Annotated in this window: 28 protein-coding genes and 1 tRNA gene; 17 read left to right on the top strand and 12 right to left on the bottom strand. The window is 68.8% G+C overall.

The window, feature by feature from the left end; all coding sequences use genetic code 11:
• The first annotated feature begins 75 nt into the window (after positions 1-75).
• Entirely contained in the window at positions 76-1,935 is a 1,860-nt protein-coding gene (locus tag HBH26_RS19545) for a hypothetical protein (RefSeq protein ID WP_168136273.1), read from the top strand.
• Here the strand turns inward: HBH26_RS19545 and HBH26_RS19540 are convergent.
• The 6 genes from HBH26_RS19540 to HBH26_RS19515 form a co-directional block, all read right to left on the bottom strand.
• Positions 1,923-2,543 carry a PEPxxWA-CTERM sorting domain-containing protein gene (locus HBH26_RS19540; RefSeq protein ID WP_168136272.1) on the bottom strand — a complete coding sequence of 207 codons (621 nt, stop codon included), beginning with the start codon at positions 2,541-2,543 and terminating at the stop codon, positions 1,923-1,925. The two genes, HBH26_RS19545 and HBH26_RS19540, sit on opposite strands and share 13 nt — an antisense overlap.
• Positions 2,544-2,598: 55 nt before the next feature.
• Positions 2,599-2,829, bottom strand: a complete 231-nt coding sequence (locus HBH26_RS19535; protein WP_168136271.1) for a hypothetical protein — start codon at positions 2,827-2,829, stop codon at positions 2,599-2,601.
• 54 nt (positions 2,830-2,883) lie between these two features.
• The gene (locus tag HBH26_RS19530) at positions 2,884-3,249 is read right to left on the bottom strand and encodes a hypothetical protein (RefSeq protein WP_168136270.1); all 366 of its coding nucleotides are present in this window, start codon (positions 3,247-3,249) and stop codon (positions 2,884-2,886) included.
• Entirely contained in the window at positions 3,231-3,473 is a 243-nt protein-coding gene (locus HBH26_RS19525; RefSeq protein WP_168136269.1) for a hypothetical protein, read from the bottom strand. The genes HBH26_RS19530 and HBH26_RS19525 overlap by 19 nt, the downstream gene beginning before the upstream one ends.
• Positions 3,470-3,712: a hypothetical protein gene (locus HBH26_RS19520; protein WP_168136268.1), complete on the bottom strand. Its 243-nt coding sequence runs from the start codon at positions 3,710-3,712 to the stop codon at positions 3,470-3,472. The genes HBH26_RS19525 and HBH26_RS19520 overlap by 4 nt, the downstream gene beginning before the upstream one ends.
• A gap of 81 nt (positions 3,713-3,793) precedes the next feature.
• Positions 3,794-4,018, bottom strand: a complete 225-nt coding sequence (locus HBH26_RS19515) for a hypothetical protein (protein ID WP_168136267.1) — start codon at positions 4,016-4,018, stop codon at positions 3,794-3,796.
• Positions 4,019-4,202: 184 nt separating this feature from the next.
• Here HBH26_RS19515 and HBH26_RS19510 point away from each other — a divergent pair, with 184 nt between their 5' ends.
• Positions 4,203-5,054, top strand: a complete 852-nt coding sequence (locus tag HBH26_RS19510) for a DNA adenine methylase (protein ID WP_168136266.1) — start codon at positions 4,203-4,205, stop codon at positions 5,052-5,054.
• 82 nt (positions 5,055-5,136) lie between these two features.
• On the opposite strand, the gene HBH26_RS19505 is transcribed toward HBH26_RS19510, so the two are convergent.
• The 5 genes from HBH26_RS19505 to HBH26_RS19485 form a co-directional block, all read right to left on the bottom strand.
• Positions 5,137-5,211 (bottom strand) — tRNA-Glu (locus tag HBH26_RS19505).
• Positions 5,212-5,321: 110 nt separating this feature from the next.
• Positions 5,322-5,891 (bottom strand): 30S ribosomal protein S9, encoded by a 570-nt coding sequence (gene rpsI, locus HBH26_RS19500; RefSeq protein ID WP_168136265.1) that lies wholly within the window; start codon positions 5,889-5,891, stop codon positions 5,322-5,324.
• Positions 5,891-6,370, bottom strand: coding sequence for a 50S ribosomal protein L13 (gene rplM, locus HBH26_RS19495; protein ID WP_028965246.1), 480 nt, complete (start codon positions 6,368-6,370; stop codon positions 5,891-5,893). Before rplM ends, rpsI begins: the two co-directional genes overlap by 1 nt.
• 96 nt (positions 6,371-6,466) lie before the next feature.
• Positions 6,467-7,252, bottom strand: coding sequence for a hypothetical protein (locus HBH26_RS19490; RefSeq protein WP_168136264.1), 786 nt, complete (start codon positions 7,250-7,252; stop codon positions 6,467-6,469).
• Entirely contained in the window at positions 7,249-8,277 is a 1,029-nt protein-coding gene (locus HBH26_RS19485; RefSeq protein ID WP_168136263.1) for a COX15/CtaA family protein, read from the bottom strand. Before HBH26_RS19485 ends, HBH26_RS19490 begins: the two co-directional genes overlap by 4 nt.
• 175 nt (positions 8,278-8,452) lie before the next feature.
• Between HBH26_RS19485 and HBH26_RS19480 the strand changes: the two genes are divergently transcribed.
• The 7 genes from HBH26_RS19480 to HBH26_RS19450 all read left to right on the top strand — a co-directional run bounded on the left by HBH26_RS19480 (position 8,453) and on the right by HBH26_RS19450 (position 12,473).
• Complete coding sequence (locus HBH26_RS19480) at positions 8,453-8,692, top strand: hypothetical protein (RefSeq protein ID WP_168136262.1); 240 nt, start codon at positions 8,453-8,455, stop codon at positions 8,690-8,692.
• Between the two features lie 202 nt (positions 8,693-8,894).
• Positions 8,895-9,278, top strand: coding sequence for a MerC domain-containing protein (locus tag HBH26_RS19475; RefSeq protein WP_168136261.1), 384 nt, complete (start codon positions 8,895-8,897; stop codon positions 9,276-9,278).
• Between the two features lie 38 nt (positions 9,279-9,316).
• Positions 9,317-9,781: a Fur family transcriptional regulator gene (locus HBH26_RS19470; RefSeq protein WP_168136260.1), complete on the top strand. Its 465-nt coding sequence runs from the start codon at positions 9,317-9,319 to the stop codon at positions 9,779-9,781.
• A 74-nt stretch (positions 9,782-9,855) separates the two neighbouring features.
• Complete coding sequence (dxs, locus tag HBH26_RS19465; RefSeq protein ID WP_168136259.1) at positions 9,856-11,784, top strand: 1-deoxy-D-xylulose-5-phosphate synthase; 1,929 nt, start codon at positions 9,856-9,858, stop codon at positions 11,782-11,784.
• A gap of 1 nt (position 11,785) precedes the next feature.
• A complete protein-coding gene (locus tag HBH26_RS19460) occupies positions 11,786-11,926 on the top strand; it encodes a hypothetical protein (protein ID WP_168136258.1) in 141 nt (46 codons plus the stop codon).
• A 32-nt stretch (positions 11,927-11,958) separates the two neighbouring features.
• Positions 11,959-12,186 (top strand): AbrB/MazE/SpoVT family DNA-binding domain-containing protein, encoded by a 228-nt coding sequence (locus HBH26_RS19455; RefSeq protein ID WP_168136257.1) that lies wholly within the window; start codon positions 11,959-11,961, stop codon positions 12,184-12,186.
• Entirely contained in the window at positions 12,186-12,473 is a 288-nt protein-coding gene (locus HBH26_RS19450; RefSeq protein WP_209308690.1) for a PIN domain-containing protein, read from the top strand. The genes HBH26_RS19455 and HBH26_RS19450 overlap by 1 nt, the downstream gene beginning before the upstream one ends.
• 103 nt (positions 12,474-12,576) lie before the next feature.
• On the opposite strand, the gene HBH26_RS19445 is transcribed toward HBH26_RS19450, so the two are convergent.
• Entirely contained in the window at positions 12,577-13,242 is a 666-nt protein-coding gene (locus tag HBH26_RS19445) for an RBBP9/YdeN family alpha/beta hydrolase (protein WP_168136256.1), read from the bottom strand.
• A gap of 215 nt (positions 13,243-13,457) precedes the next feature.
• Between HBH26_RS19445 and HBH26_RS19440 the strand changes: the two genes are divergently transcribed.
• The 8 genes from HBH26_RS19440 to HBH26_RS19405 all read left to right on the top strand — a co-directional run bounded on the left by HBH26_RS19440 (position 13,458) and on the right by HBH26_RS19405 (position 18,069).
• Complete coding sequence (locus HBH26_RS19440; protein ID WP_168136255.1) at positions 13,458-14,219, top strand: TlyA family RNA methyltransferase; 762 nt, start codon at positions 13,458-13,460, stop codon at positions 14,217-14,219.
• A 121-nt stretch (positions 14,220-14,340) separates the two neighbouring features.
• On the top strand, positions 14,341-14,895 hold the full coding sequence (locus HBH26_RS19435) for a TspO/MBR family protein (RefSeq protein WP_338057458.1): 555 nt from the start codon (positions 14,341-14,343) through the stop codon (positions 14,893-14,895).
• Positions 14,896-14,921: 26 nt separating this feature from the next.
• Positions 14,922-15,167: an accessory factor UbiK family protein gene (locus HBH26_RS19430; RefSeq protein ID WP_168136254.1), complete on the top strand. Its 246-nt coding sequence runs from the start codon at positions 14,922-14,924 to the stop codon at positions 15,165-15,167.
• Between the two features lie 32 nt (positions 15,168-15,199).
• Positions 15,200-15,709: a type III secretion system chaperone family protein gene (locus HBH26_RS19425; RefSeq protein WP_168136253.1), complete on the top strand. Its 510-nt coding sequence runs from the start codon at positions 15,200-15,202 to the stop codon at positions 15,707-15,709.
• Positions 15,710-15,747: 38 nt separating this feature from the next.
• Positions 15,748-16,086, top strand: a complete 339-nt coding sequence (erpA, locus tag HBH26_RS19420; protein WP_168136252.1) for an iron-sulfur cluster insertion protein ErpA — start codon at positions 15,748-15,750, stop codon at positions 16,084-16,086.
• Positions 16,087-16,110: 24 nt separating this feature from the next.
• Positions 16,111-16,896, top strand: coding sequence for an exodeoxyribonuclease III (gene xth / locus HBH26_RS19415; RefSeq protein ID WP_168136251.1), 786 nt, complete (start codon positions 16,111-16,113; stop codon positions 16,894-16,896).
• A complete protein-coding gene (locus HBH26_RS19410) occupies positions 16,893-17,666 on the top strand; it encodes a transporter (protein ID WP_168136250.1) in 774 nt (257 codons plus the stop codon). The genes xth and HBH26_RS19410 overlap by 4 nt, the downstream gene beginning before the upstream one ends.
• A gap of 157 nt (positions 17,667-17,823) precedes the next feature.
• Complete coding sequence (locus HBH26_RS19405) at positions 17,824-18,069, top strand: hypothetical protein (RefSeq protein WP_168136249.1); 246 nt, start codon at positions 17,824-17,826, stop codon at positions 18,067-18,069.
• The last annotated feature ends 48 nt before the right edge of the window (positions 18,070-18,117 follow it).

Raw genomic sequence — 18,117 nt, 5'->3', positions numbered from 1 at the left:
CGGAAGCCGTAGAACAGCGCGCCCTGTGCCACCTGCCGTCCCATCATGTCCGTGATCCCTTGCCGTCTGCCAAGAGTGAATCACGCCTCCATCGCCGTCGCAAGCACGCGTTTTTCAACAGTCTCGATGGGAACGGCTACGGTCATTCCTGACAACCGCTTTTTCGGCGTGCAGACGGCGACCGCAAGTCTCGCCATCAGCGAGCGCACCGGGTTCGACTGGATGTGGTGGGGGTCGTCGGCGGAGTGTCCGAAGATCGACTTCGACCTTCCGGCCAACCGCGCGGCCTTCAACATTGAGAACCTGAACCCGACCACCGGGACCGTGACCCTCACCGACATGAGCGGCAATCCGGTAACGCTGACGCCCAAGCTGTTCTTCCACGGCGACGTGGCAGCGCGCGACGCGGGGCTGGTCAACAAGGGCACGCTGGAAACCGCGGTTACGCTCACGAAGGTTGCGGGCACCTACGCAGCCAGCGATTTCAGCAGCAACACGATCGTCATCGGCGACCCGACGCAGCGCAGCGTCACGTCCATGACCGAGAACGATATCACGTGGACGCCTGCATCCGCGCTCACGGCGATGCAGCTGGAGGACGGCGGCTGGATGGTCGCGAATCCCAGCGGCGTCGGCATCACGGCGTCTCCGCCGTCTCGGCAGCGCGACCGCTCATATTCGGCGAACACCCCGTCTAATGCGGCGGGCACTACGGGAATGCAGTGGACCGATGGGATGGGCCTGAACGTCGGCAGCCAAGCCGCCGTCGATGTCGCGCCATCGGGCAACGCGCCCTTCGATGGCTCGCAGCAGCCGTTCGACAGCTGGGCAACGCAGAACGACAGCAGCCAGTTGCCGTACAGCGCCGCGCTCAACATTGACCCCGGAAGGACCGGGGCGCCCGTAACGCTCACGCAGGGCATCCTGACGAAACAGCGTTCCATGGACGTGGTGCGCTGGGACGCCGAAAATACCGCCGCGTCCGTATCGGACCTGGTGGTGGTGCCGACGCTGCCGGCTAGCGGAACGTTGCTGTTCCGTCCGCCTACGGCGCTTCCGACTGTCGACCTGTTCATCCCTGCGGATAACGCCAGCCTCGACCTGTCGGCGTTCCCGAACCTGTCGCCGACCGGCTTGGGCGCGCCGCAGTTTTTCCAGGTCTACAACAAGCTGAAGCTGCTGCACACGACGTGGCACCTCAACCGCGGCACGGCGCGCAACACGTCGCCGCGCGCACACGAAGAAAACTACGGGAAGGAATACGCCTACTGGACTGGCGCTGCCGTTCTCCTCATGTGCTTGTCATCCACGACGACCGCGCAGAAGCAGGCGCTGGCGCGCGCCCTCAGCCGCATCGGTATCCAGTATACCGGCATGTACGAGGCTGGGCGCCGCAGCACGGGAAGCGGCCTTGGTGGCACGTCGCAGGGCCGCAAGATTACGCTGGCCGTCGCGGCGATCGTCACCGGCAACGCCCGCGTGCTGGCGGCGTCGCAGGCGGAGGGCTGGCTAGCGGAGCAGCGCCAGATCACGACGATTACGCAGGCGAACGTTGACCGTGCGACCGACCCGTACCCCGCTGCGTTCCTTGGTCGCGGTGAATGGACCAGCAGCCCGGTCACGGAGGAAAGCTATCCGCGAGCGACGTGGGCAGATCAGCGAGTAAAGTATCGCCACCTGTGGATGAACACGATGTTCGGGCACTACGTGGCGATGAAAATCGTTCCCGCCCTCGCGACGGCGGCAAACTGGCCGGCGTTCCTGGATTATGGCAAGCGCTATTACGATACCGAGAACGGGTCGATTGCCAAGACGGATGGCACGGGCACGTATGCCGCGGGAACTTTCCCTGGGGACGGCTCGCACACGCTCAACGGCCCACTCGCTGCATTCGCCAAGAATATGCGAACGACGTTCCCGAGCTATTTTGCGTGAGCTACCCGCATGCCTTTTCTGCGCATCATGCCGCCGATCGCGCCGAAACCCAGAATGAGCAGCGCCCACGTCGAAGGCTCGGGAACGCCGGGGCCAACACCCTCAAGCGAGGAGTACGTGTAGGAGGTGGAAGTGATCGACCACCGCCCAGCCACTCTACGCTCGGGGATACCGTAGCCAGCGAAGGTGTTGATGATGAACTTGGCCTGCGTCAGATCTCCTGTGCGCGGCTCATAGTTGTTCGCGAGACTAAAGTTGACAAGAGCACCGTTCACAAAATTAGCGATGAAGTCAGCGTCGTAGCCCGACCCACTCGAAGCAGATGCACCATCTCCAGTAATCCAGAATCCGGCACTACCGCCATTAAACACCAGATCAGCCCTGTAGAAGCCTGTGTAGTCCTCATTCGGGCGGAGAGACGGGCCAAAATTAATGGAGCCGCTCAAAATAATATTGTCCCCAACATCGGTGCCTGCGTATGCGCCTTCTGGGTCGGTCACGGCGTCAATCGTGCCCAGCCCGCTGAACTCTATGCGTTGGATACTCGCCGCCTGAGCCGGCACCGCCACCACGCACGCAGCCGCAGCCGCCATCACCCCGAATCGCATCGCCCTGTCTCCCTGTTGCGCGGGAGGTTGATGGGGCGTTCACCGAGAGTCGAGTCTAAGACCGTGCACGACGGGCTATTTGGCATAGCTCATCCGCGTTGCCCGTCTCGACCTCAGCTTCCAGATACCGCTGCGCGGCTTCATACGCTTGCGCCAGCTTCCTCGACGCCGCGCAGATCTGATGAGGGGTTCCGTGCAGCACGGCCTCGCTCTTCACCGTCTCGGCGTCGATCACGGGGTTAGAACAGGCCGCAAGGACAGCTAGCGCAAGGATCGCGGATCGCATCGGCCCGCGATATGCCATTTGGAATCGCTGCACAATTCGACCACGAGCGATGCTCTATGCCGGGCCACGAGACCGCGCGCGGCGGAGCGCCGCCATCATCTCCGCCTCGATGGGCATGCCTGCGGCTCGTGCCATGGCGTTCATGCTGGCGGTCATGTGGATAACCCTGCCGTAGCCGTCGACGTTGTGCCCTTCGGTCAGGTCCTCCTGCTTCTGCGTCGCCTCGCGCCAGAACGTGTCATAGGGCTGGCGATCGAACCACTCGCCACGCCGATCGCCGACCGCATAGAGGAAGGCGAGCGCAAACCGTAGGCCGAGCGACGGCTGAACCTGGCCGCGGCGCGCCTGATCCATTGCCTCGTCCAGGATGCACAGCGCCTTGAAGACCAGCGCCTCGCGTGTCAGCCGCCCGCCAGGCATGACGCGGGAGCGCTGAGCTTGTCGACGGCCGTCGCGGCCAACTCGCGAAAGCCTCGCTTCCAGTAGTCGCCGGCGTCCGCCCAGGCGACGTAGGCATCCACCTGTCGGCTCTCCCATAGCTCGGCCGCCAGCTGCTCGATCAGTCCCTCTCGGTCGATGGAGGAGCAGAGCCGGCACGGCTGGTTGTGGCCGATGCCGGCAAAGGACGAGTGGTCGTGCTTCATGCCGGCCGCCATGGATCCCGCGCGCCCAGCTCGCGCTCGTCGATGTTCAAGGCCATCGCGATGTGAAGTCGGTCGAGATCGTCCAGGCGCCGGGGTGTCCCCCGCTCGACGAACTGCTGCACATACGCCGCGTTGCGGCCGATCGTGCGCGATAGGCTGGACAGGCTGATGCCGCGCTCGTTGGCTCGTCGGCGGAGGGTCGCACGGATAGAATCGGTCATGTTGGCTTCATGCCGCACGGCGTTTGTTCGTGCAATGTTCTCGCAGCCGCTACGCAGGTTAGCCGACGATTCCCTCTACCCGCTCGCCCCCGCGTACCGTCAGCCCTGCTGATCTCTCTCGCGGTTGAGTTCCGCGATATGGGCGGGATTGTTGAGGTCGATGTGGCGAATCGCCACCAGCCGATCTTGGATTGAGTAAGGCGCTTCCTTCAGGAGCTGCGCCGCGGGCGCACTGTCCTCCTCAATCTCGGTCAGAAGCGCCAGCACGCGGCCGAGCCAGCCTTGCTCCACTTGAAGGTGCTTGGGGTGATCCTCGCCGCTCATCGCCACGCTCCTCGTGAGATCGGTTAATTGAACACGTCCGCCGGCAGGCCGCAAGGCGGCCGAGCGGGGGTGCCGTGCGCTAACACGGCAACCGACGGGCCTTGACCCCCGTCACGCGCGGCTGGCCAGCCGCTAACGCCCCGCGCCCGTGCACCGGGCGGGGTACCTGTGAGTACCATCAGCCATGGAGTCGAGTCTTTCCGGCGTGTCGCCGGTCAATCCCATTGCGCCTTACCTGGGCGGCAAGCGCAACCTGGCGAAGCGGGTTTGCACCCTGCTCGCCACGATACCCCACCGCACCTACGTCGAGCCCTTCATTGGCATGGGCGGCATCTTCCTGCGGCGGACCTCCCGCCCGCCCGTCGAGGTGATCAACGACATATCGGCGGACGTGACGAACCTCTTCCGCGTGGTTCGTCGGCACTACGAGCCGCTGGTTGAGGAGATGGCGTGGCTGATCAGCAGCCGCGACGAGTTCGACCGTCTACGGCGGGTGGATCCCGACACGCTGACGGACATCGAGCGGGCGGCGCGGTTCATCTACCTCCAGCGGCTGGCTTTCGGGGGGAAGGTCCGCGGTCGTAACTTCGGCGTCGATGCGCGGACCCCATCGCGCTTTAACCTGGCGACGCTACGAGGCGAGCTGCGCGCCCTCCGCGATCGGCTGGCGAGCGTCACGATAGAGCGGCTACCCTACCGGGACGTGATCGAGCGGTACGACACGCCGGACACCCTGTTCTATCTCGATCCGCCCTACTGGGATTGCGAACGCGACTACGGGGACGGCGTGTTCGAGCGCGCTGACTTCGAGCGCCTGGCTGAGCAGCTGGCCGGGATCGCTGGACGCTTCGTCCTGTCGATCAACGCGACGGCCGGCGCTCGCGAAGTCTTCGGCCGCTTCGGTGTCGAGGAAGTCGCCGTCACCTACACGATCAGCACCGCCGCGATCGGCGCCGGCAAGTCGGTGAGCGAGCTGCTGGTCACCGGCCCTAGCAGCGAGCCGTGGCAGGTTCAGCCAGTTCTTCAGCTGCTCTGAAGGGGAGGGCGGGGGTAAATCCGGCTTATTGCCGGGGGTACTCCGCCCGTTCCGGTCCTAGAAAATTCAGCATTTTCAATGCTGGTGACCCCTACGGGAATCGAACCCGTGTTTCAGCCGTGAAAGGGCCGCGTCCTAACCGCTAGACGAAGGGGCCGTATGGGCTGGTCGCGCCTACGCAAGGCGGGGCGGGGGGTCAAGCGTCTCGCGTGCGAAAAGGGCGGCCCGTCGCCGGACCGCCCCGTCGTTTCGCCGGTGGCGAAGAAATCAGCGCTTCGAGAACTGGAAGCTGCGGCGTGCCTTGGCGCGGCCGTACTTCTTGCGCTCCACCACGCGGCTGTCGCGGGTGAGGAAGCCCGCCGCCTTGACCGGCGCGCGCAGCGTCGGCTCGTACTTGGTGATCGCCTGGCTGATGCCGTGCTTCACCGCGCCGGCCTGGCCGGAGAGGCCGCCACCCTTGACGGTGCAGACCACGTCGTACTGGCCTTCGCGTTCGGTGATGCCGAACACCTGGTTGATGACGAGGCGCAGCGTCGGGCGCGCGAAGTAGATCTCCTGATCGCGACCGTTGATCGTGATCTTGCCCGAGCCGGGCTTCAGCCACACGCGCGCGACCGCGTCCTTGCGGCGGCCGGTGGCGTAGGCGCGGCCGTACTTGTCCAGCTCCTGCGCGCGCAGCGGGGCGCGCTGCACCGGCTCGTCGATCTGGCCGGAGAGATAGGCCTCGGCGGAGGCGTCGGAGGCGGCTTCCTGCGCGGCGCCCTGCTGCTGCAGCGCGGCGCCCAGGTCGGCCAGCGACTGGCGGTTGTCGGAGGTGGTCTGGCGATCGTCGGACATTATGCGCCCACCTTGTTCTTGCGGCTCATGGCCGCGATGTCGAGGACCTCGGGATTCTGCGCTTCGTGCGGATGCTCCGCGCCGGCGAAGATGCGCAGGTTGCGCATCTGCTGGCGGCCGAGCGGGCCGCGCGGGATCATGCGCTCCACCGCCTTCTCCAGCACGCGCTCCGGGAACTTGCCCTCCAGCACCTTGGCGGGCGTGATGCCCTTGATGCCGCCGGCATAGCCGGTGTGCTTGTAATAGACCTTGTCGGTCAGCTTGTTGCCGGTGAACCGCACCTTGTCCGCGTTGATGACGATGACGTTGTCACCGCAGTCGACGTGGGGGGTGAACGAGGTCTTGTGCTTGCCGCGCAGCACGTTGGCGATCACCACCGCGGCGCGACCGACCACCAGGTCGGTGGCGTCGACGATGTGCCACTTCTTCTCCACCTCGTGCGGCTTGGCCGCCTTGGTGGTCTTCATCAGCGCCTTCATGGGTGCCTGACCTTCTTCGCGTCGGATTGAAAAAGACGCCGCCACCCGCCGGTGACCGCGTCGATGCACCGCCATTGCCGACAGGGCGTCGGAAAGTCAAGGTTTGCGGGCGATTGACGACGGGTATGATGATACCATGGCCTCAACTTGCCAGCGATGCGTCACCGTGGCGGAAGCGGTGACGCCATCGTGCACCACAACCGTGCGACGCGTCTCGCCCGCTTCGCGCAGCAGGCCGGTGCGGCGGTCGACGACGCGCCGGCGCGACAGGGCGGCGACCGATCCGCCGCTCCCTTCCGTCAAGATCGTGACCGCGTCGCGCGTGCGGCGGACGGTCTCGCGCACGGGCAGGGCGGCGCCGTCCGACGCGGGCAGGAGCGTCATGCGGTTGCCCTCCGGCCGCTCGGCGTCCGCCCCGCCGCACAGCGCGAGCAGGTCGGCGGCGAGGAGGCGGTCGCGCTCGGCGGGGGTCGCGCGGTCGTGCGCCGCCAGGATCGCGTCGCGCCCCTCGGCCGCGACCGCGACGATCGCGGCGCGCAGGTCCGCCCAGCGCGCCGCCGCCTCCTCCACCCCGAGGAGCCGGCCGGCGCGGTCGAGGCGGACGGCCAGCGGCCGCCCGCTCGCGGCGCGTTGCAGGCGCGCGAAGCCATCGCCCTTGCCGCTGTCGTTCACGCTGTCCGGCAGCGCGTGGATCGTCGCGCGATAGCCGTCCGGTGTGCGCGCGAAGGCGACCGCATAGTCGGTGGCGAAGTGCCGCACCGAGCGTCCGTCGTCGCGAGTGGTGGCGACGGTCAGCCGGTAGGGCGCGTCCGTGGCGGGCGCGAAGCGCGCCGCGGCGGGGACGGGGGCGGCGAGGGCGAGCGCCAGCAGCGCGATCCTCACGCCCGCTGCGCGCCCACCCGATGCGCCGCCAGCGTCGTGGCGATCAGCAGCAGCGCGGCATTCGCCTGGTGCGCGACCGCGACGACGATCTCGACGCCGCTGAGCAGGGTCGCGATTCCCAGCGCGATCTGCACCAGCACCAGCCCGGCCACCGCCGCGCCCACGGGGCCGCGGACCCGCGCGGCGAGCCACAGCAGCCCCGCGGCGGCGGCGAAGGCGAACCAGCGGTGGATGAACTGCACGACGATGGGATTGTCGACCGCGTTGCTCCATCCCGGGGCCAGCATCGGCACGTCCGCGGGGAACAGCGCGTCGCCCATCAGCGGCCAGCTGGCGAAAGCGTAGCCGGCGTCCAGCCCCGCGGTGAACGCGCCGAAGACGATCTGCACGAACAGCAGTGCCAGCACCGCCGCGGGCAGCGCGCGCAGCGCCGCCGGGCGGGCGAGCGGATTGCGCGCGAGCGCGGCGAGATCGCGCGCGGTCCACACGATGCCGGAAAGGATGACGAGCGCGGTGGTGAGATGGACGGCGAGCCGCAGGTGGCTGACGTCGGTACGCTCCGACAGGCCCGACGCGACCATCCACCAGCCGATCGCCCCCTGCAATCCGCCGAGCGCGAGCAGCGCGACGAGCCGTGGGCCGTAGCCCGGCGGGATCCGCCGCCGTATGGCGAACCACAGCAGCGGCCCGGCGAAGGCGAGCCCGATCACGCGCCCGAGCACGCGGTGGAGATACTCCCAGAAGAAGATCGCCTTGAACCCGTCCAGCGTCATGCCGCGGTTGATCTGCTGGTATTCGGGGATGCGCTGGTAATTGGCGAACTCGGCCAGCCACTGCGCCTCGTTCAGCGGCGGCACGATGCCGCTGACCGGCTTCCACTGCGTGATCGACAGGCCCGATTCAGTCAGCCGCGTGATCCCGCCGACGACGACCATCGCGACGATCAGCACGGCGACGAGGTGCAGCCAGCGCGCGAGTGCGGCGGGGCGGGCGGTGACCGAATAGCCGGACGTGGCCTGGAGCATGCGGCCTCTTAGCGCGTCGATCCGCTGGCGTCGATGCGGGTCGCCGTCCGCCGCCGCCGAGTGGACGCGACCGGCGGGATCGTCCGCGCCCCGTCACGATGCGCGCGGCGCGGCCGCTGCCTGCCGACCGCGCGAGCGGCACGACGCCTATGACCTTCTTGATGGATCATGCCCCATGATGGGCGGCGCACCAACGTTCGAAGCGGCCATGATTCTCGATCGGGGCACCATCCTGGCGGTGTCGTCGCTGATATCCCTCGTGCTCGGCGTCATTCTCCTGTTGGCGCAGGTCAGGACGCGCCTGGGTTCATGGGCGACGTGCTGGGGTGCGGGAACCGTGATGCTCGGTCTCGCCGGCTCGGACCGGGCGCTGGAAGGCGTGCTGCCGCCGTCATGGCTGGGCCGGAGACGCTGATCTCAGGCGCGGACGCGATGCTCATTCGATCGAAGGAAGCCGGCCGGGACCGTGTCAGCAGCCAGAGCGAGTCGGGCGGGCCGGCCGAGTCCGGCACGATCGAGCCGTTCTCGCCCGGTCCTTGTCCGCCAAGCTGCGCCATTCCGGTGCTTCAGGCGAATGAGATATTGTAACATCGCTGGGGCGGCGCTACATGCACGTCATGGCGCGACCCGATTCCTCCTCGCTGCTCGGCCGGCTCGATCGCTGGGCGATCTGGCTGTCCGCCGCCTGCGTGGCGCATTGCGTCGCGACCACCGCGGCCGTGGCGGCGCTGGCGGCGGCGGGGGGCATGCTGGGCAATCCGCTGATCCACCAGGTGGGATTGGTCGCGGCGATGCTGCTGGGCGCGGTGGCGTTCGGGCGCGGGCTGCTCGTCCATCGCCGGCCGCTGCCGCTGGCGGTCGGATCGGTGGGGCTGGCGCTGATGGCGGCGGCGGTGGCGATGCCGCACGGTGAGAACCACCTGGCCGAATCGGTGCTGACCGTGGTCGGCGTCGCGGTGCTGGCGGGCGCACACGCGCTGAACCGGCGCGCCTTCCACTGAGCTTGCCGCGGAGGCTTGCCCCCCTTAACTTCCGTCACATGGCGCACGATCACCACGAACCCGAGGGCACCGACCTGCACGACGCGGCGCGCGCGACGCTGGAGCGGTCGGGCGAGCAGTGGACGGCGATGCGCGCCAGCGTCTACGCCGCGCTGTCGGGCTTCGCCAAGCCCGCGTCGGCCTACGACATCGCGGAGGCGGTGTCGCGCGAGCAGGGCCGGCGCATCGCGGCGAACAGCATTTACCGCATCCTCGACCTGTTCGTCGGCGCAAACCTGGCGCGCCGGGTGGAGAGCGCCAACGCCTATGTCGCCAACGCGCATCCCGCGTGCCGGCACGACTGCATCTTCCTCGTCTGCGACGGCTGCGGCGAGACCACGCACCTCGACGACGACACGCTGACCGCGGGCGTGCGCGCCGCCGCCACCGCCGCGGGCTTCGCGCCGGAGCGGCCGGTGATCGAGGTGCGTGGGCGGTGCGCCCGCTGCGCCATCGCCAACTGATCCGCATCAACCCGTCAGCGGTTCTTGATCCGGTAACAATCGACACGGCTGAGGCGTTTCGCTATCCGCGGGGGATGGCCGATGTACCCGAAACGCCGCTCCTCGACACCGTCGCGACGCCCGACGACCTGCGGCGCCTGAAGCCCGAACAGCTGCGCCAGCTCGCCGACGAGCTGCGGCAGGAGACGATCTCCGCCGTGGGCACCACCGGCGGCCACCTCGGCTCCGGCCTGGGTGTGGTGGAGCTGACCACGGCGATCCACTACGTCTTCGATACACCGCGCGACCGGCTGATCTTCGACGTCGGACACCAATGCTATCCGCACAAGATCCTGACGGGGCGGCGCGACCGCATCCGCACGCTGCGCCAGGGCGGCGGGCTCAGCGGCTTCACGAAGCGCAGCGAGAGCGAGTACGATCCCTTCGGCGCCGCGCACAGCTCCACCTCCATCTCCGCCGCGCTCGGCTTCGCCATGGCGAACAAGATGGCGGGCACGCCGGGCAAGGCGATCGCCGTCATCGGCGACGGCGCGATGTCCGCGGGCATGGCCTATGAGGCGATGAACAACGCGGAGGCGGCGGGCAACCGGCTGGTCGTCATCCTGAACGACAACGACATGTCCATTGCACCCCCGGTGGGTGGCCTGTCCGCATACCTGTCGCGCATCGTCTCCAGCCGCGAGTTCCTGAGCCTGCGCGAGCTGATGAAGCGGTTCGCGCGCAAGCTGCCGCGTCCGTTCCACTCGGCCGCCCGCAAGACCGACGAGTTCGCCCGCGGGATGACGATGGGCGGAACGCTGTTCGAGGAGCTCGGCTTCTACTACGTCGGGCCGATCGACGGGCACAATCTCGACCATCTGATCCCGGTCCTGGAGAACGTGCGCGACGCGGCCGAGGGGCCGATCCTGGTCCACGTCGTGACGAAGAAGGGCAAGGGCTATGGCCCCGCGGAGGCATCCGCGGACAAGTATCACGGCGTGCAGAAGTTCGACGTCATCACCGGCGCGCAGGCCAAGGCGCCGCCGGGGCCGCCGCAATATCAGAACGTCTTCGGCGAGGCGCTGGCCAACGAGGCGGATCGCGACCCGCGCATCTGCGCCATCACCGCGGCGATGCCGTCGGGCACCGGCGTGGACAAGTTCGCGCAGCGCCATCCCGACCGCGCCTTCGACGTCGGCATCGCCGAGCAGCACGCCGTCACCTTCGCCGCCGGCCTCGCCGCGCAGGGGATGCGGCCGTTCTGCGCGATCTATTCGACCTTCCTCCAGCGCGCCTACGATCAGGTCGTCCACGACGTCGCGATCCAGAACCTGCCGGTCCGTTTCGCGATCGACCGCGCCGGGCTGGTCGGCGCGGACGGGGCGACGCACGCGGGCAGCTTCGACGTCACCTATCTCGCCAGCCTGCCCAATTTCGTCGTGATGGCGGCGGCGGACGAGGCCGAGCTGGTGCACATGGTCCACACGTGCGTCGAGCATGACAGCGGGCCGATCGCGGTGCGCTACCCGCGCGGCAATGGCGTCGGCGTGCCTCTGCCGACCACGCCGGAGCGGCTGGAGATCGGCAAGGGCCGGGTGGTGCGCGAGGGCAAGAAGGTGGCGATCCTCTCGCTCGGCACCCGCCTGGCCGAGGCGCTGAAAGCTGCGGAGACGCTGGAGGCGCGCGGCCTGTCGACCACGGTCGCCGACCTGCGCTTCGCCAAGCCGCTGGACGAGGCGCTGATCCGCCGCCTGCTGACCACGCACGAGGTGGCGGTGACGATCGAGGAGGGATCGGTCGGCGGCCTCGGCGCGCACGTGCTGACGATGGCGTCGGACGCGGGGCTGACCGACGCTGGCCTGCGCATCCGCACCATGCGCCTGCCCGACCGCTTCCAGGACCAGGACAAGCCCGAGCTGCAATATGCCGAGGCGGGACTGGACGCCGACGCCGTCGTCCGCACCGTGCTGAAGGCGCTGCGCTGGAACGAGGCGGCGAGCGATGTGGGGGCGGCGAGCGCCTGAGGTGGACCCCGGCTGGGCGAAGGTGGCGGCGGCCACCGCGGTGGCGGTGCTGGGGCTCGCCGGGTTCAATCTCGCGATCTGGCGCCGGCTGCGACAGGCGTCCCGCGCGCGCGGCGAGGATTTGCCGGGAAAGGGCGGGTGAAGTAGGATCGCCTCGGCTGACGAGGTGATGTGATGAAGATCGCGCGCGTGGATGGCGAATATGTCGTCCGGATTCCCGCTGACGTGGTCGAGGCGTTGGGATTGAAGGAGGACGACGACGTTGCCGTCACGCCGAAGCCGTGGACCGGAGCGGCGAAGACGCTGGAGGAGCGGGAAGCGGCGCTCGCTTGCCTGCGGTCGTTGCGCGGCATGGTGCCGGCGGACTTCAAGTTCGATCGCGAGGAAGCCAACGCGCGTTGATGACGGCCTTCTTCGATAGCAACGTCCTGATCTATGGGCTGCAAGACGATCCGACGCGTGCGGTGACTGCCAATCGCCTGATTGCTGCCGGAGGGTGGATCAGCGTTCAGGTGCTGAACGAGGTCGCCAACGTGCTGCGAGGGAAGCTGCGGCATGACTGGTCCGACATCGAGCGCGCGCTGCTCGCCTATCATTCGTCACTCGCTATCCTGCCCCTGACACTCGCCATCCACCAGCGTGGCCTCGCGCTCGCCAAGCGCCCCGCCAATCCATCTACGACGCGATGATCGTCGCGGCTGCGCTGGAGGCGGGCTGCGATACGCTCTACAGCGAGGACATGCACCACGGCCTGGTCGTCGACGGACGCCTGAGCGTGGTGAACCCCTTCGCCTAGTAGCGCGCGCGAGCGTCCGGCGCGCGGCGCGGCATCGCGAGGATCGCGCGCGCGTCTCCCGGCGAGCGCGCCTCGCCGTGCGGTCCGCCCGCCGCGTCGACCACGCGGTCCAGCAGTTCCAGTCCCTCCGTCCACAGCCCCAGCCCGCTGGCGGCGTTGATGTGACCGTGCGGACCGAGATCGACGAAGTGGCTGCCCCAGTCCACCGCGAGGCTGTGCGCGCGGTCGCTGTCGATCCAGGGATCGTCGCTGCTCGCCACCACGATCGACGGGAAGGGGAGCGGGGTGCGCGGCGCGGGGCCGAAGGGGGCGAGCTCGCTGGCGACGTTCGGCCGGTCGACGTCGGCCGGGGCGACCAGCAGCGCGCCCGCCACCGGCCAGCCGTACGGCTGCGGGCTGAGCGAGGCCCACCACGCGACCGCGATGCAGCCCAGGCTGTGGGCCACCAGCACCACCGGCGCGCGCGCCGACGCGACCGCCTGGTCCAGCTTCGTCACCCATGCGTTGCGATGCGGGCGATCCCACATCCCCAGATCGACGCGCGCGATGTCGGGCCGGTGCCCCTCCCACAACGTCTGCCAATGCGACGGGCCCGAATTGCCGAGGCCGGGCACCGTCAGAATGGTCGGCCGGACCGACAGGTCGAGGGCGGAACGTGTCATCACTACCTCCTCTGCAAGCACCTGATCGAAAACGCCGAACTCACGCTCCCCGGGAAAGTTGGGGGGCGAGGCCGCGGCACAGTCTAGGGGTCGGCAGAACCGCGGCCTCGACATCAACATATTCCTACCAACCCGATAGACAATCGTGCAGCGCAGCAATTGACGCCAGACGAAGGCCTCTTGCGACGAAGCGATCGAGGCGCCTACCGGGTGGCATGGCCAGGCAGCGCGCGGACCAGATTCTCGTCGATCGCGGCCTCGCCGAGTCGCGCACGCGTGCGCAGGCGCTCATCATGGCGGGACTGGTCTTTGCGGGAGACCGCAAGGTCGAGAAGCCGGGACAGCCGCTGCCCGCGGACGCGGTGCTGGACGTGCGCGGGCGCGATCACCCGTGGGTGTCACGCGGCGGGATCAAGCTGGCGCACGGGCTGGATCACGTCGGCTGGGACGTGACGGGCGCGGTGGCGATCGACGTGGGGTCGTCCACCGGCGGCTTCACCGACGTGCTGCTGACGCGCGGCGCCGCGCGGGTCTTTGCGGTCGACAGCGGCACCAACCAGCTCGCCTGGAAGCTGCGGCAGGACCCGCGCGTCGTCGTCCACGAACAGACCAGCGCTCGCCTGCTGACCGACGCGCACGTGCCCGAACCGGTCGACCTGTTGGTGTGCGACGCCAGCTTCATCGCACTGGCCAAGGTGCTGCCCGTGCCGCTCGGCTTCGTGCGCGCGGGCGGCCGGGCGCTGGTGCTGGTGAAGCCGCAGTTCGAGGCGGGGCGCGAGGAAGTGGGGAAGGGCGGCGTGGTGCGCGATCCCGCGGTGCACCGCCGCGTGTGCGACGAGGCCGCGGCCTGGTTCACCGCAGGGGGCTGGAACGTCGTCGCGGTGGAGCGCAGCCCGATCACCGGTCCGGAGGGGAATGTCGAATTTCTGCTCGCCGCGATTCGGACGACATTCGACGGCGATCCGCCAACCCTTTGATTTCGCGAGACCGCCGTTCCATCGCCGGACGGCGGCCCGGAAAACCCCGCGCGAGGACGGTTTACGCGTCCCGCGCGATGCGCCAGTCAGGCGCCGCAGAGCCGAAAACAGGGGGATTCGCGTGGGGTCGATCGCGTCCAGGGGCCAGTTGCGCATGTCGTTCATCCGCTGGACGGCGGTGACGGTGCCGCTGGTGCTGCTGCTCGGCTTCCTGTCCGGCCGCGCCGTCCCCTCTGGCGACGAGAACGTCTGGTACATGGCGCTGACGAAGCCCGGCTTAACCCCGCCGGGCTGGGCGTTCCCGGTCGCCTGGTCGATCCTCTACGTCATGATGGGCGCCGCGCTGGCGCTGGTGCTGGCGGCACGGGGGGCGCGGCTGCGCTGGGTCGGCGTCGCGCTGTTCGCCTTGCAGCTGGCGCTGAACCTCGCGTGGACGCCGCTGTTCTTCGGCGCGCACAAGGTGGACGCCGCGCTGCTGCTGATCGTGGCGATCTTCGGCGTCGCGCTGATGACCACGCTGGTCTTCGCGCGCGTGCGCGCGGCGGCGGCGTGGCTGATGCTGCCCTACCTCGCCTGGCTGCTGTTCGCCGCGGCGCTCAACTGGCAGATCGGCGTGCTCAATCCAGGTGCGGAACATCTTGTGCCGGAGGCGCGGGCGTCCCAAGTGATCGACTGAGCACAACTTCTCGTCAGGACACGCCGATGCAATCCGACAACCGCCTGTTCGGCGACGCCGCGAAGATCTTCACCGGGGCCGCGGGCACGCTGGCCGGCGCCGCACGCGAGGCGGAAGCGGGTGTGCGCGAGCGCGCGCGCGAGTGGATCGGCGGGCTCGACTTCGTCTCGCGCGAGGAGTTCGAGGCGGTGAAGGCGATGGCCGTCGCCGCGCGCGACGAGAACGACGTGCTGCGTGCCCGCATCGAGAAGCTGGAAGCAGCGAAGGAGTAGCGCGCGTTTGTCGCGCGTGCGATAAGGACATCATGCTCGACGAAGCCGATCGCGACGCGGAAGCGGAAGCCCCGCTGGACATGCTGGAGGCGTATTTCGCCGCCCATGGCTGGCCGTGCGAGCGTCACGAGGAAGAGATCACCGCCACCGTCAAGGGCAGCTGGACCGAGTACGAGCTGCGCGCGCTGTTCCGCGAGGAAGACAGCGTGCTCCAGTTTCTGGCCTTTCCCGACGTGAAGGTGTCGGACGAGCGCCGCGCGGCGATCCACGAGACGCTGGCGCTGGTGAACGAGCAATTGTGGGTCGGCCATTTCGAACTGTGGTCGTCCAGCGGCATCCTGCTCTATCGCAACGCTTCGCTGATCGATGCCGGCGAGGAGGAGGAGGCGACGCTGTCGCTCGCCGCGGCGGAACTGCTGGTGGAAAGCGCGATCGACGAGTGCGAGCGCTTCTATCCGGTGTTCCAGTTCGTGCTCTGGGGCGGCAAGACCCCGCGCGAGGCGATCGCAGCCGCGATGGTGGAGACGCAGGGCGAGGCGTGAGCCTTTCCCCGCCGCCGCGCGCACCCTATCTCCCTTCCATGGCCACGCTCGCTCCCGACATTCTCCTCACCCCCGCCGCCGCCGCGCGCGTGGCGTCGATCGCCGCGCGCCAGGGCAAGCCGGCGATCCTGCGCCTGTCGGTGGAGGGCGGAGGCTGCTCCGGCTTCCAGTACCGCTTCGGCTTCGCCGACGCCCCCGACGCGGGCGACACCGTGGCGGAGACCGACGGGGTGCGGCTGGTGGTCGACGACGTCAGCCTCGATCTCGTGCGCGGCTGCGCGGTCGACTACGTCGAGTCGCTCGGCGGCGCGTCGTTCAAGGTGGAAAATCCGAACGCCGCGTCGGGCTGCGGCTGCGGGACCAGCTTTTCGGTCTGACCTTCCCGGTGTAGGGCTGGCGGCGTGAAGATCGTCACCTACAACGTCAACGGCATCAAGGCGCGGCTGCCGCGGCTGATCGAGTATCTCGCCGAGCAGCAGCCCGACGTAGTCTGTCTGCAGGAGCTGAAGTCCAGCGACGATACCTTTCCCGAAAAGGACATCCGCGATGCCGGCTACGGCGCGGTGTGGCACGGGCAGAAGGGGTTCAACGGCGTCGCCGTGCTCGCCAGGGGAGCCGATCCGGTCGAGCGGCAGCGCGGGCTGGAGGGCGAGCCGGAGGACGATCACAGCCGCTATCTCGAATGCGAGGTGTCCGACGGGGCGGGGGGCACGCTGGTCGTCGCGTCGATCTACCTGCCCAACGGCAATCCGCAGCCCGGCCCCAAGTTCGATTACAAGCTGCGCTGGATCGACCGCCTGCGCGCGCGCGCCCGCGCGCTGCTGGCCGAGGAGGAGCCCACGGTGCTGGCAGGCGACTACAACGTCATCCCGAACGACGACGACACCTATTCCGTCCGCGCGATGGCGCAGGACGCGCTGATGCAGCCGGAGAGCCGCCAGGGCTATCGCGCCTTGCTGGCGCAGGGGTGGACCGATGCGTTGCGCACCCGCCACCCCAAGGGGGGCGTGTGGACGTTCTGGGATTATCAGGCGGGGGCGTGGCAGCGCGACGCCGGGTTCCGCATCGACCACCTGCTGCTCAGCCCCGCGGTCGCCGACCGGATGGTGGAGGCGGGCGTCGACAAGGAATATCGCGGGCGCGAGAAGGCGAGCGACCATGCGCCCACCTGGGTGCGGTTGCGGTGAGGCGCCTCGCCGCCGCCGCGCTCCTCCTCGTGGCGGCGCCGGCGGCGGCGCAGGACGAGCCGCGCTTCTGTCCCAATCGTCCCGACCTCGGCACCTCCACCTGCACGACCGATGTCGGGCGCGTGCTGGGCGAGGTGTCGGTGGCGGACTGGCAGCGCGACGGCGATGAACGCTCGCTGCTGATCGGCGACCTGCTGCTGCGCACCGGCCTCGGGCCGCGGACGGAGGCGCAGCTGAGCTGGACGCCGCTGTCGCGGCTGGTGGCGCGCGAAGACGGCGCGCGCGACGCGATCACGGGCGTCGGCGACGTGCGCCTGGGCCTGCGGCAGAACCTGCTGCATCCTGATGGAGGCGGCTTCTCGCTCGCGCTGGAAGGTTTCGCCACGCTGCCCACCGCGACGCGCGGGCTGGGCCGGGGCGACTGGAGCGCCGGCGTGGTGCTGCCGGTGTCGCTCGAACTGGGCGACTGGTCGCTCGGTTTCACCGCGGAGGTGGACGCGGAGACCAACGAATCGCGCATCGGCCGCCACGTCGCGGAGGCGGCGAACCTGGGGCTGGGCCGCGACCTGACCGACACATTGTCCGCCACCGTGGAGATCGCGGTCAGGCGCGACGAGGATCCGTCGGACACCGACGAGCAGTGGCTCGCCGCGGTCTCCGCCGCATGGGAGGTGCGGCCGCACGCGCAGCTGGACGTGCTGGTCGCCGCCGGGCTGAACTCGCAGGCGCCGGAGCTGCGCGTTGCGCTGGGCGGCGCGATGCTGTTCTGACGAAAAGCTGGCGCGGCGCGCCGATCGTTGGTGCATTATTCCAATAAGACACTTCGATGAAAATCGTTATGTCATTGTTTATGCTGGAAAAACGCAAGTGGCACGCGCCCTGCAATGGGTTCGGCATCCCGGTCGTCGGGATGAGGAGGACCTGAAAATGAAAGCTCTGATCGCCCCCGCCATCGTCGCCGCGCTCGCTTTCGCCGCCCCCGCGGCCGCCGAGCCGCTCTCGCCCAAGCCCGTGTCCGAGACCGCCTCGCAGGACGGCATGCCCGCGCCGAAGATGCGCGAGCAGCGCGTCTGCGCCGTCGATACGATCACCGGATCGCGCATCCCGCACAAGACCTGCCACACGCGCGAGGAGTGGCGGAACCTGAACGTCGAGCTGCCCGCCGGCCTGTAATCGCCACGACCGGGCGGCGCCGCTCCCCGCCGGGGCGGCGCCGCGCCG

The sequence above is a fragment of the Sphingomonas corticis genome (genome assembly GCF_012035195.1).
Lineage (GTDB): Bacteria > Pseudomonadota > Alphaproteobacteria > Sphingomonadales > Sphingomonadaceae > Sphingomonas > Sphingomonas corticis.
This window is presented reverse-complemented; position numbering and strand designations above follow the sequence as displayed.